This window comes from Streptomyces sp. NPDC037271, from assembly GCF_055603605.1.
On the sequence record NZ_JBVJVN010000028.1, the window covers coordinates 31384 to 44224 of the forward strand.

General features: G+C 73.3%; 9 protein-coding genes and 1 pseudogene. 8 read left to right on the top strand and 2 right to left on the bottom strand.

From position 1 onward, the window contains the following. A pseudogene (locus ACZ7G3_RS31430) lies at positions 1 to 910 on the top strand (MFS transporter); the annotation flags it as partial. Between the two features lie 119 nt (positions 911 to 1029). On the opposite strand, the gene ACZ7G3_RS31435 reads toward ACZ7G3_RS31430, so the two are convergent. Next, complete coding sequence (locus ACZ7G3_RS31435; protein ID WP_470929699.1) at positions 1030 to 2337, bottom strand: phytase; 1308 nt, start codon at positions 2335 to 2337, stop codon at positions 1030 to 1032. 529 nt (positions 2338 to 2866) lie between these two features. Here ACZ7G3_RS31435 and ACZ7G3_RS31440 point away from each other — a divergent pair. The 3 genes from ACZ7G3_RS31440 (at position 2867) to ACZ7G3_RS31450 (ending at position 6669) form a co-directional block, all read left to right on the top strand. After that, positions 2867 to 4702 carry a gamma-glutamyltransferase family protein gene (locus tag ACZ7G3_RS31440; RefSeq protein WP_470929701.1) on the top strand — a complete coding sequence of 612 codons (1836 nt, stop codon included), beginning with the start codon at positions 2867 to 2869 and terminating at the stop codon, positions 4700 to 4702. Between the two features lie 130 nt (positions 4703 to 4832). Then, positions 4833 to 5678 (top strand): inositol monophosphatase family protein, encoded by an 846-nt coding sequence (locus tag ACZ7G3_RS31445; protein ID WP_470929703.1) that lies wholly within the window; start codon positions 4833 to 4835, stop codon positions 5676 to 5678. Between the two features lie 100 nt (positions 5679 to 5778). Next, the gene (locus tag ACZ7G3_RS31450) at positions 5779 to 6669 is read left to right on the top strand and encodes a GNAT family N-acetyltransferase (RefSeq protein ID WP_426517794.1); all 891 of its coding nucleotides are present in this window, start codon (positions 5779 to 5781) and stop codon (positions 6667 to 6669) included. 45 nt (positions 6670 to 6714) lie between these two features. Here the strand turns inward: ACZ7G3_RS31450 and ACZ7G3_RS31455 are convergent, their stop codons facing one another. After that, positions 6715 to 7395, bottom strand: coding sequence for an NAD(P)H oxidoreductase (locus tag ACZ7G3_RS31455; protein ID WP_426517792.1), 681 nt, complete (start codon positions 7393 to 7395; stop codon positions 6715 to 6717). Positions 7396 to 7508: 113 nt separating this feature from the next. On the opposite strand from ACZ7G3_RS31455, the gene ACZ7G3_RS31460 reads away from it, so the two are divergent. The 4 genes from ACZ7G3_RS31460 to ACZ7G3_RS31475 all read left to right on the top strand — a co-directional run bounded on the left by ACZ7G3_RS31460 (position 7509) and on the right by ACZ7G3_RS31475 (position 12812). Next, a complete protein-coding gene (locus tag ACZ7G3_RS31460) occupies positions 7509 to 8441 on the top strand; it encodes an AraC family transcriptional regulator (protein WP_426517790.1) in 933 nt (310 codons plus the stop codon). 154 nt (positions 8442 to 8595) lie between these two features. Further along, positions 8596 to 10005 (top strand): phytoene desaturase family protein, encoded by a 1410-nt coding sequence (locus tag ACZ7G3_RS31465; protein WP_426555105.1) that lies wholly within the window; start codon positions 8596 to 8598, stop codon positions 10003 to 10005. 70 nt (positions 10006 to 10075) lie between these two features. Beyond that, positions 10076 to 10585 carry an O-acetyl-ADP-ribose deacetylase gene (locus tag ACZ7G3_RS31470; RefSeq protein ID WP_470929706.1) on the top strand — a complete coding sequence of 170 codons (510 nt, stop codon included), beginning with the start codon at positions 10076 to 10078 and terminating at the stop codon, positions 10583 to 10585. Between the two features lie 634 nt (positions 10586 to 11219). Next, positions 11220 to 12812: an ABC transporter substrate-binding protein gene (locus ACZ7G3_RS31475; protein WP_470929708.1), complete on the top strand. Its 1593-nt coding sequence runs from the start codon at positions 11220 to 11222 to the stop codon at positions 12810 to 12812. Positions 12813 to 12841 lie beyond the last annotated feature (29 nt).

A 12841-nucleotide genomic window follows, 5' to 3' on the forward strand; every position in this document is an offset into this window, starting at 1 on the left:
TTATCGGCATACGCTCCCCCCCCCCCCCCCCCCCCCCCCCCCCCCCCCCCCCCCCCCCCCCCCCCCCCCCCCCCCCCCCCCCACCACCGTGGTCTGCTTCTCCGTCTCCATCCTGATGTGCCGCAGGCTCTCGCCGGTGCCGCCCGCCGAGCAGGCGGCCAAGCCGTCATGGCGCGGCATCGCCGAAGGAGCCCGGTACGCCTGGTCCAGGCCGGTGCTGCTGGGCACGTACGCGATCGACCTGGCGGCGATGTTCTTCGCCTTCCCGAACACCATCTTCCCCTTCCTCGCCGACGAGCTCGACGCCGACTGGTCGCTGGGCCTGATGTACTCGGCGGGAGCCGTCGGATCGCTGGTGGTCAGCCTGACCAGCGGCTGGGCGTCCCGCACGCAACGGCACGGCCTGCTGGTGGTGTTCGGCGCCGCCGGCTGGGGACTGGCCATGGCAGCGGCAGGCTGGACGTCACAGGTCTGGCTGGTCCTGGTGTGCCTCGCTCTGGCAGGAGCGGGTGACATGGTCAGCGGGCTGGGCCGCTCCACCATCTGGAACCAGACCATTCCCGACCGGCTGCGCGGCCGGCTGGCCGGCATCGAGGTCCTGTCCTACAGCGTCGGCCCGCAGCTCGGCCAGGTCCGCGCCGGGGCGATGGCCGGCTGGACCGGCGCCCGCCCGGCGATCTGGACCGGCGGGCTCGCCTGCGTCGCCGCGGTGGGCCTGCTCACCGCCGCGCTGCCCAAGCTGATCAGCTACGACGCCCGAACCGACGAGGACGCCGCCCGCCGCCGTGCCGAAGAGGGCGTCCCAGGCCGCACACCGGACCCGGCCGGCCCAGGACCCCAGGACGCGGGGCCGACCGCCCTCACGCCCGTACACGAAGAGCCTCTGCACGAAGAGCCCCGGAGCCCCTGACCACGTCGGGGTACGGACGCGGCTGCCCGACGCCCCGACGCCCCGTCGGCGACGTCTCCGTCGCCGACCCGGATGCGTGGCCGGGCGCGTACGGTGCCCTCGCCGGCGGGGTGCGCCCGTCAGTCGTCGAGGGCGTCCAGGACGTCGGCGAGGTCGACGAACTTGAAGCCCGTGGCTTCCCTGTCCCCGTCTTCGGGAGCCATGTGGCCGTCCTGGACGACGAGCAGGCCGTTCGGGTACTTGGCGCCCAGCGGCTCGGCGAGCACGTCCGCGCCGTCGCACTCCTCGGAGCCGTCCAGCGCCTCGGACGCGGCGGTCACCCGGAAGCCGCCCTCGTGCTCGTAGTCGTCGGACCGCTCCCGGTCGTAGGCGACGAAGGTGTCGTCGCCCTGGCTGGAGGCGAGCAGGTAACCGTCACCGTCGTCCTGCTTCAGCAGGGTCAGGCCCTCGACGTCCGCGGAGACGTGCTCGCCTCCGAAGCCGGGGTCCCTGCCCGGCAGGCACTCGTCGGACGCTTCGTCGTACGTGGCGGGGACGCCGTACTCGCGGACCTTGTCCTGCAGCACGGGCCTGCCGCTCAGGTCGGCCCGCAGACGCCAGATGCCGACGTCCTCCTGCCCGGCGAAGAGAGTGCCCGTCTCCGGGTCGACGGCCATCCCCTCGACCTGCGGTCCTTCACCGGGTTCGCCGCAGGGGGACCACCGGGTGCGGTCGGGCATCGTGAAGGTGTCCGGCAGGTCCAGGGTGCGGACCTGACGGTAGGAGACCCTGCCGCCGGGGGCCGCGGTCAGCTCCAGCAACGCGATCCGGGTGGTCGCGTTCTGACTGACCAGCGCGTAGGACCTGCCCGTCGCCGCGTCGGTGTAGGTGGCCAGGCCGTACGCGGTGCTCTCCTCGTCGACCTCCTCCTGGGAGCCGGAGAAGATCCACGGTGCGGAGGGGTCCGTGACGTCGGTGAGCGGGGCACCGGGCCTGTCCCCGTCGATGCGGTAGACGCGCAGCTTGTCGCTGCCGCGGTCGCTGGTGACGGCCAGGTCCGCGGAGCGGGAGCCCAGTTCCATACCGTGGACGAGGTCGACGTTGTTGAAGCGGCCCGGAGCGTTGCCGGGACCCGGTGCCCCGGGCGCGGGGACCGACTGCACCTCCCGGGCGTCGAGGTCGTAGACCCGCAGGCCGCCCTCCTTGGCGGTGGCGACGACGAGACTGGCGTCCGGGTCGGCCGGGTTGCGCCAGATCGCCGGGTCGTCCGCGTTGGCGTTGCCACCCTCGTCGTCGTCGAACATCGCGGCGGTCTCCGCCCGGGGGACGACCGCGGGCGGTTCGTCGGACGCTGCCGCTCCCGAGGGCGCAGCCGCCATCGCGGCGGCGATCGCCAGGGTCGCGGCCACTGCGGCAGCACCGGAACGACTTCTTATGAACGCGTGCACGAACAGCCTCCTTGTCGAGGAGCGGGGCGTTCCCGGCGCGCATCCGCCGGCTGGGCCGCCGCCGCTTCCGTCGGTGTGGACGAAATGACATGGTCACGAAAGCAGGCGGAGAGCGGGCGTCACGCCGGCCACTCGCGCACGGCAGGAGGATGGCCGCAGGGTAAATGGTTGAAAACCGAAGATTGTGGATCCATGTCATCCATGTCATCCATGTCGGCTCATCGGCCATGTCGGCTCATCTGCAGGGCTCGGCAGCCGCACCGCGTCACGACCGGGTTCCGGCCCCGCCGGGCGGCGGACGGACAGCGGTCGGTCCACGCTCGGACACCCCCGCGCCCTCGTGGCGAAGCGCCACGCCGTGCCGGAAGCGGGGAGGCGGGGAGGCGGGGGAGGAGCGGCGAAGGGCGGTCGATAGCCTGCTGCGGGAGCGAACGGAGCAGGGTTCGCACTCCCCGGACTCCCTCCAGGCGCGTTCCTGACCGCCCGTCAACCGGGCCGCCGCACGTAGACAGCGAGGTGAGAGGCCCCCATGTTCACCACCCGTCCCACCCTCCAGGGCACCTTCGGCATGGTGTCGTCCACCCACTGGCTGGCCTCGCAGTCGGCCATGGCGGTGCTGGAGGACGGGGGCAACGCCTACGACGCCGCCGTGGCCGGTGCCTTCGTGCTGCACGTCGTCGAGCCGCACCTCAACGGGCCCGCCGGTGAGGTGCCCATCCTGCTCGCCCCGGCCGGCGGCGAGGTGCGGGTGCTGTGCGGACAGGGGGTGGCACCCGCCGGGGCGACGGTCGCGCACTACAAGGGCCTCGGCCTGGACCTCGTCCCCGGCACCGGACCGCTCGCCGCCGCCGTCCCCGGTGCCTTCGACGCGTGGCTGCTCCTGCTGCGCGACCACGGCACCAAGCCGCTGGCCGACGTGCTGAAGTACGCCATCGGCTACGCCGAGCACGGGCACCCGCCCGTGGAGCGCGTGACGGAGACCGTCGAGACCGTGCGGGAGCTGTTCGCGACGGAGTGGACGACCTCGGCCGAGGTCTACCTCCCGGACGGCCGTCCGCCGCGCCCCGGCGAGCCCTTCCGCAACCCCGCCCTCGCCGCCACCTGGAAACGGCTGCTCGCCGAGGCCGCCCGGGCGGGGGGCCGGGAGGCGGAGATCGACGCGGCGCGGGAGGTCTGGCGCACCGGGTTCGTCGCCGAGGCCCTCGTACGGCAGGCCGGGCGGCCCACCATGGACACCAGCGGCGAGCGCCACACCGGCACGCTGACCGCCGCCGACCTCGCCGGCTGGTCCGCGGCCTACGAGGCCCCGGCGACGTACGACTGGAACGGCTGGACCCTGTGCAAGGCCGGCCCGTGGAGTCAGGGACCCGTCCTGCTCCAGCAGCTGGCGCTGCTCCCGCCCGAACTGCCCCGCTACGGCTCCGCCGACTACGTCCACCTGCTGGTCGAGGGGTGCAAGCTCGCCATGGCCGACCGGGAGGCCTGGTACGGGGACGCGGACGGCGCGGCCGGGGTGCCGCTCGGCGACCTGCTGTCACCCCGGTACAACGCGGCACGCCGCGAGCTCGTCGGCGACACGGCCTCCTTCGAGCTGCGGCCCGGCAGCCCGGGCGGGCGCACCCCGCGGCTCAGCGCCCACGCGCGCGTGGCGGCCGTCGAGGGAGAGGGCCTCGACGCCCTGGGGGTCGGCGAGCCGACGGTCGCCAAGAGCCCGACGTCCCCGGTACCGGGCGAACCGGACGTCGCCGGCGACGGGAGCACCCGCGGCGACACCTGCCACCTCGACATCGTGGACCGCTGGGGCAACATGGTCTCGGCCACGCCCAGCGGCGGCTGGCTCCAGTCCAATCCCGTCGTGCCCGAACTGGGTTTCCCGCTCGGCACCCGGCTCCAGATGACCTGGCTGGAGGAGGGCCTGCCCAACTCGCTCACCCCCGGCCGCCGGCCCCGCACCACGCTCACGCCCTCCATGGCCCTGCGCGACGGGGTTCCCGTCATGGCGTTCGGCACGCCCGGCGGCGACCAGCAGGACCAGTGGCAGCTGCACTTCTTCCTCGCGGTCGCGCTGCGTGCGCACGTGCGCGGCGGCCTCGACCTCCAGGGCGCGATCGACGCCCCGAACTGGCACAACGACAGCTTCCCCGGCTCCTTCTTCCCGCGCGGCATGCGGGCGGGCGGCGTCACCGTGGAGTCGCGCATGCCGGCGGAGGTCGTCGAGGAGCTGCGACGTCGCGGGCACGACGTGACGGTCGGCGGGGCCTGGTCGGAGGGGCGGCTGTGCGCCGTCGCGCGGAACCCGGAGACGGGTGTGCTGTCGGCGGCGGCGAACCCGCGCGGAATGCAGGGGTACGCGGTCGGCCGCTGACACCCGGACCCCGTGTGCGTGGACTCACGACCACGTGCTCGCGGACCCCCGAACCCCATGTTCGTACCGATTCCACCCGTAGTACACCACCCGGGTGGGGATTGTCAGTGGGGCGTGCTCTCATGGAGTCATGATCGAGAACAACGAAACCATCGACGAGTTTCTCGCCCGGCACGCCGACGAGGTGGAGGACGCCGTCCGCAAGGCGGCGGCCCTGGAGATCATGCCGCGCTGGCGCCGGCTCGCGGCACACGAGGTCGACGAGAAGGCCGGCCCGCACGACCTGGTGACGGACGCCGACCGCAAGGCCGAGCTGTACCTCACCGAGGCCCTGGCCGCCCTGCTGCCCGGCTCGGTCGTGGTCGGCGAGGAGGCGGTGCACGACAATCCCGCCTCGTACGAGGCGATACGCGGCGGGGCGCCGGTGTGGATCGTCGACCCCGTCGACGGGACGCGGCAGTTCGTGCACGGTGACCCGGGCTTCTGCACGCTGGTGGCGCTCGCCCACCACGGAGTCGTGCACGCCTCCTGGACCTACGCCCCCGCCGACGACCGACTCGCCACGGCCGTACGCGGCCGGGGCGCCTTCCTGGACGGTGAGCGGCTCTACGCCGGCCCGCCCGAGCCCGGCCGCGACCTGCGGGTCGCCACGTCCCACCCGGACTACACGACCGACGAGCAGAAGCAGGCCCTGCTCGGCCTGCGCACCCCGGGCGTGGCACCCCGCCCCTGCGGCTCTGCGGGCCTGGAGTACCTGGCCGTGGCCCGCGGCGAGCTGGACGCCACGGCATTCAGCTGGGAAGCGGCGTGGGACCACGCGGCCGGTCTGCTCCTGGTGGAAGAGGCGGGCGGCACCCACCTCACCCGCACCGGCGAGCCCTTCCGCATCACGGGTGACAACGAGCTGCCGTTCACCGCGGCCCGCGACGCGGCCACGGCCCGCCGGGTGGTGGCACTGCTGGCGGGCGAGGCCTGACCGCCGGGGTCCTCTCCGGCACGGCAATTCCCGTGCCGCGGTGACCCGTTGCGTGATCGACTGTCGGTTCAGGCAGTCATCATCGGACACCGGAGTCACCTTGCCCATACATGTCACCGCCCTCACCGACCCCGACCGCACCCCGTCCAGCCATCGCCTCGCATGGCTGGCCTGCGGGGACGACGGCGACCCGCTCGGGTACGCGTTCCTGCGCCTGTTCACCAAGGAAGGCCAGGAACACCTGGCCGAGCTGCGGCTGAACGTGCACGCGGCGGAGCGGCGCGGGCGGGTCGGGACCCGGCTCCTGGACACGGCGGTGGCCGCCGCGCGGGAGGACGGCCGGCGGTCGGTGGTCGCGCAGGCCGACGCGGACACGCCCGGCGACCGCTTCCTCGCCGCGAGCGGCTTCCGCGTGGTGCTGGGACTGACCTACGCCCGGCTCGCCCTGGACGAGCCCGATGGCGGCCGGAGCGACGGGATACACGCGATCGCGGACCGGCCGCACCCCGGCTACCGCCTCGTGTCATGGCGCGGCACCGTCCCCGACGAGCTCGCGCAGACCTTCGCCGCGTCACGCCGCGCGCTGGACGACATGCCGATGGGGGAGACCGACTACGGCGTCGTGGTCTGGGACGTCGAACGGGTCGTGGCCGCCGCCAAGGCCGTCGCCGACCGCGGTGACCTGCTCACCACGGTGGCCGCCGTCGACGAGGCGGACGGCTCGATCGCCGGCTTCTCGGAGCTCGTCGTGCCGGGCGACGGCAAGGGCGACGGACTCCACTACGGCACCGGCGTACTGCCCGAGCACCGCGGCCACGGCCTCGGCCGCTGGATGAAGGCCGAGTCGATCCGCCTCGCCCGCACCCGGCACCCCGAACTCGCCGGCCTGGTCACCGACACGGCCGACGGCAACACACACATGCGGCGCATCAACGACGCCCTGGGATACGTGCCCACCCACAAGGCTCTGGAGTACCAGCTCGACCTGTGACGGCCGAAGCCGGTACCCGGTCACCACCGCCCGGGTGCCGGCCCGTCAGGCCGCCACCACCTCCTCGGCGAGGAACTTCTCCACGAACTCCCGCGCGCGACGGTCGAAATCGGCGTACTGCGCCTCACGCTCGGCGCCCGCGACCGCGTCGCCGACCAGCAGGTTGCCCTCGGCGTCCACGCGCTGCGGGCGCTCCTCCGCGTCGGTGAGCAGGCCGACGGTGGAGCGGGAGAAGCCGCAGTAGTAGGCGATGCCTTCACTCAGGTTGGTCTCCAGGACGGACCGCATGCCCTCCACGACGGCGTCGTCGGCGGTGGCGCCGGCCAGACCCAGCCACAGGATGCGCTTGCCCGCGAGGCGGGGCTTGCTGCGGCCGTAGGCGAACCCGTAGTTCCACACGCGGTCGATCCACCCCTTGAGGACGGCGGGCACGCTCTGCCAGTACACCGGGAAGACGGCGACGACGACCTCGGCGGCGAGGATCCGCCGCATGTGGGCGCGCGTCTCGTCCGAGTACGGCTTCTCCCGGTCGCCCCAGTCCGGCTGGTCCGCCACGTTCATCCGCGGGTCGAACCCCTCGGCGTGCAGGTCGAGCAGGTCGACCCGGTACCCGGCGGCCTTGAGCCGGTCGGCGGTGCGACGGGCGGTGTGCGCGGTGAGGGAATCGGTGCGGTGGTGGGCGACGACCACGAGGGCCGTCCTGGCGTCGCTGCTGTGCTGCGTCACGGTGTCTCCCGGCTGTTCTCGATCAGTTCGACGAGTCCAGTACAGCCGCGCTCAGGTAGATGATCCATGGGAGAAACTCTCGGAAACATAGGAGATCGTCTACGATGTCTTCCGTGGATCCCCTGAGTTCGCTGCTGAGCGGCATCCGGGCCGAGGGCTCGGTCGTCAGTCACGCCGTACTGACGGCGCCCTGGACCATCCGCTTCGCCGACGGCGCGCCGCTCACCATGGTCAGCGTGCTGCGCGGCGGCGGCACCCTGCTGCTGCCCGACGGCACCGAGCGGGCCGTCGGCGTGGGCGACACGGCCATCGTGCGCGGTCCCGCACCGTTCTGCCTCGCGGACCGTCCCGGCACCGTCCACCGCCCGCACGCCGAGTACGAGATCGCCTGCTTCGCCCCGGAAGCCGAATGCACGGCCCAGGAACTCGGCGGCATCCGCTGGGGCACCGACCCGGACGGGGCGACCGCGCTGATCGTGGGTGCCTACCGCGCCTCCGGCCACCGCCACGAACGGCTCCTGCGCGCCCTGCCGCCCGTCCTGGTGATCAACGAGGACGTCGAGGTCTGCGCCTGGCTGGAGACGGCCGCCGCCGACGCCGCCCAGCACTCGGCCGGTTCCCAGGCGCTGATGGACCGGCTCCTCGACTGGGCTCTGGTCTGCACCCTGCGCAACTGGTTCGACCAGGCCGGCGCCGACGCGCCCAGCTGGTACCGCGGTCTCGCCGACCCGGTCCTCGCCCCCGCCCTCCAGGCCTTCCACGACCGGCCCGCCGCCCCCTGGACGGTGGCGTCGCTGGCCACGCGAGCCGGTGTCTCCCGGGCGCTGTTCGCCAAGCGCTTCACCCAGGTGATGGACCGGCCGCCCCTCGCCTACCTCACCGAATGCCGCATGGCCGACGCCGAGGCGCTGCTGGCCGACACCGACCTCGGCATCGCCGAGATCGCCAAGTCCGTCGGCTATGCCGACGCCTTCGGCTTCAGCGCCGCCTTCAAACGCCACAGAGGGCTGAGCCCCAGCGGGTTCCGGGCCGCCGCGGCGGCGTGAGCCCCGCCGCGGGCGGCGAGGCCACCCTCCCCGATGGCCCGGTGCGGCGCCCGGCGCGCGGTCCCGTCCACCAACGGCCGCGGGCTGTCGGATCCCGGGCATATCCTGATCCCCAGTGGCCATCGGCTGACGAAGGGGTCCGAAGGTGCCGTCGATGCTCGATGCGGTCGTGGTGGGAGCGGGGCCGAACGGGCTGACCGCTGCCGTGGAGCTGGCGCGCCGCGGCTTCTCGGTGGCCGTGTTCGAGGCCCGGGGCGCCGTGGGCGGCGGAGCCCGCACCGAGGAACTGACCCTGCCGGGCTTCCGGCACGACCCGTGCTCCGCGGCGCACCCGCTCGGCATCAACTCACCCGCCTTCCGCGACCTGCCCCTGGAGCGGTACGGACTTCAGTGGCTGCACGCCGCGCTGCCCATGGCACACCCCTTCCCGGACGGTTCGGCGGCCGTGCTCTCGCGGTCGGTCGGCGAGACCGCCGCCTCCTTCGGAGCGCGCGACGCCGGCGCCTACCGCAGACTCGTCGAGCGCTTCCTGCCCCACTGGGACACACTGGCCCGCGACTTCATGTCCCTGCCGCTCACCGCGCTGCCCCGCGACCCGGTCACCCTCGCCCGGTTCGGCCTGGTCGGCCTGCCCCCGTCGACGTGGCTGATGCGCCGCTTCCGCGACGACCGGGTCAAGACCCTCTTCGCCGGGCTCGTCGCGCACGTCATGGCCCCGCTCGGCGGCTTCGCGACCGGCGCCATAGGCATGGTCTTCGCCCTCGCCGCGCACGCCCGCGGCTGGCCCGTGGCCCGCGGCGGCTCCCAGGCCATCTCGGACGCCCTCGCCGCCTACCTGCGAGACCTCGGCGGCACCGTCCACACCGACTACGAGGTCAAGCGCCTCGACGACCTGCCGCCCGCCCGGGCCTACGTCTTCGACACCTCACCCACGGCCCTGGCCCGCATCGCCGGCCTCGGCAGCCACTACGCCGGCTACCGGTACGGGCCCGGCGTCTTCAAGATCGACTACGCGCTGGACGGCCCCGTCCCGTGGACCGCCGAGGAGCCCCGCACCGCCGGCACCGTGCAGATCGGCGCCGGCAGCGCGGAGATCGGCGCCGCACTGAACGCCGCCTCCCGCGAGGGCCGCGCCCCCGACGCGCCGTTCCTCATCACCACGCAGCCCAGCGTCGCCGACCCCACCCGGGCCCCGGAGGGCAAGCACGTCTTCTGGGCGTACGGACACGTCCCCAACGGCTGGACCGGCGACCTCACCGACGCCATCGAACGCCAACTGGAGCGCTTCGCCCCCGGCTTCCGCGACCGCGTCCTCGCCCGCGCCACCGCCGGACCGCCCGAACTCGCGGCCCGCAACGCCAACTACGTCGGCGGCGACATCGCCTCCGGCGCCGTCTCCGGCCTCCAGCTCCTGCTGCGGCCCAAGCTGTCCCTGTTCCCGTACACGACCCCCCACCCGGCCGTCTTCATCTGCTCGTCGGCCACCCCGCCCGGCCCCGGCGTGCACGGCATGTCGGGGCACAACGCGGCGAAGGCCGTCTGGCGCAGGCTGCGGCAGACCTGACCGCGGACCGGAGGTGACGGGAGACTGGCAACGAAGTCGATCGGAGACCGGCGATGATCGGGGACCGGACATGACCACCATCACCCTCGTCCAGGGCGACATCACCCGCGAGAGCGCCGACGCGATCGTCAACGCCGCCAACTCCTCGCTCCTCGGCGGAGGCGGCGTCGACGGCGCCATCCACCGGCGCGGCGGCCCCGCCGTCCTCGCGGAGTGCCGCAGGCTCCGCGCCTCGCACTACGGCAAGGGCCTCCCCACGGGCCGGGCGGTCGCCACCACCGCGGGCAACCTGGACGCCCGCTGGGTGATCCACACGGTCGGTCCGGTGCACCAGGCCTCAGGCGGCGATCCCGAGCTGCTCGCCTCCTGTTACCGGGAGTCGCTGCGTGTGGCCGACGAGCTGGGTGCCCGTACGGTCGCGTTCCCGGCAATCTCCACCGGCGTGTACCGGTGGCCGATGGACGACGCGGCCCGCATCGCCGTCGAGGCGGTTCGGCACACGCCGACCACCGTCGACGAGGTGAGGTTCGTGCTCTTCGACGACCGGGCGTACGAGGCGTTCTCCCGGCAACTCGGCTGACGGGGACAACGCCTCGGGCGCATCGCCGCCATGAGCGACGGACCGAGCGCTCAGAAGGCGCCCCGTGCCGGGGACACCCTCGAGGAGCAGCCCGGTCGCGAGGACCGAGCCGCAGAGCGCGAACAGCATCGGCGAGATCCAGGCGCGCGTCATGACGAGGCAGACGCCGCGGTGGCGGGAGGACGCCGCGGTGGCGGGAGGACGCGGGGGAGCGCACCCCCTCGATCACGGCTCGAGGACGTGTCCGGCCGGCCTCTCGGCGTCTTCACCGAGGTCGTCGGCCGGCGCCCGGAGCCCCACCCGCGGGTGTCCTCCGAAGGCGACCAGGTCCACTTCCGCTACCGCTTCGACGGCGCTGACGACATGTCCGAACCCGCGGTGGACGCGTGCGCGGTCGACGAGGAGTGCGTGGCGTTGGGACGAACCTGCGGGCAGGACGTCAAGGGGGGTGGCGGACTGCGTCCTGCGAAACCGGCCCACGTGGGGGACAAGTTGCGAGGAGGGCGGGCGGCTGAGCCGGGCAGACGGCCGCCGGCGGGCCGGCCGCGCCCCCGTGCGCTTCCCCACCTGGCTTGACGCTTCTATTGCGACTGCTGTGCAATAACCTCGCACCAACAACAAGCGTGGGGGAGACATGACAACCCGTCGGATACGAAGTGCCGCCGCCGCGGCGGCGTTTGCCGCGGGCGTCACCGCCTGCTCCGCGCCCGGAGGCGGAGCGGCGGGCGGCGACGCCGAGGCGGCCGAGTCCGTGGTGATCGGGGTGGCCTCTGAGCCGGACACGCTCAGCCCACTGCTCGGCTACGGCAAGGACGGAAACTCCAAGATCTTCGACGGGCTGCTCGCCCGCGACACCGACCTGAAGCTGAAGCCCGCGCTGGCGAGCGCGCTGCCGAAGATCGCCGACGACGGCCGGACGTACACGTACACCCTGCGGGACGGCGTGAAGTTCAGCGACGGCGAACCGCTGACGGCCCAGGACGTGGTCTACACGTACCGCACCGTTCTGGACGCGAAGACCAACAGCACCGCCCGCAGCGAACTGGACGCGATCAAGGACGTCCGCGCGAACGGCGACGACACCGTCGTCTTCACCCTCAAGTACCCGTACGCGGCCTTCGCCGCCCGCACGGTGCTGCCCATCGTCCCCGAGCACGTGGCGGGCGGACAGGACCCCAACACCGGCGACTTCAACACCAAGCCCGTCGGCACCGGTCCGTACGTCCTCACGAACTGGAGCAAGGGCGAGAAGCTCGCCTTCAAGGCCAACCCCCACTACTGGGGCGGCAAGCCCGCGGTGAAGTCGTTCACCATGGCGGTCATCGCCGACGACAACGTACGCGCCACCCGCCTGCGCTCCGGCGACCTCGACGGCGCCGTCCTGCCGCCCAACCTCGCCGCCACCTTCGAGAAGGACGACGGCCGGCGCACGTACCGGGCGAAGTCCTACGACTTCCGGGCCGTCACCCTGCCCACCGCCGGCAAGGTCACCGGCGACCGCGCGATCCGGCGGGCCCTGGACGCCGCCGTGGACCGCCAGGCCATGGTCGACAAGATCCTCGACGGCGCGGGCCGGCCGGCGTACGGGCCGCTGCCCGTCGACGACCCCGCCTACGCGCGCGGCATCGAGCGCCCGCGCGACCTCGCCGAGGCGGAGCGCATCCTGGACGAGGCGGGCTGGAAGCCCGGCTCCGGCGGCATCCGCGCCAAGGACGGACAGCGCGCCTCGTTCACCCTGTACTACCCCTCGGGCGACAAGGTCCGCCAGGACCACGCCCTCGCCTACGCCTCCGACGCCAAGAAGGCCGGCATCGAGGTGAAGGTGGAGGGCGCCACCTGGGAGGTCATCGAGCCGCGGATGAAGAGCGACGCGGTCCTGGCGGGCTTCGGCAGCGTCGGCGACCCGGACTTCGGCCTCTACACCCTGCTGCACTCCTCCCTCGCCGGCGACGGCTTCAACAACATGGCCCACTACGACAACCCGGTGGTGGACGATGCCCTCGACGCCGGCCGCCGCAGCCAGGACCCGAAGGTGCGCGGCGCCGCCTACGAGAAGATCCAGCAGGCGCTCGTGGAGAACCCCGGCTACACCTTCCTCACCCACATCGACCACCTGTACGTCCTCGCCGACCGCTGGGACGGACTGACCACGCAGCTGGAGCCGCACGAGCACGGCTTCGCCAGCGGGCCCTGGTGGAACATCGAGGACTGGCAGCCGAAGAAGTGACCCGGTCTCCTCGGCGACTGCCCTGGGGC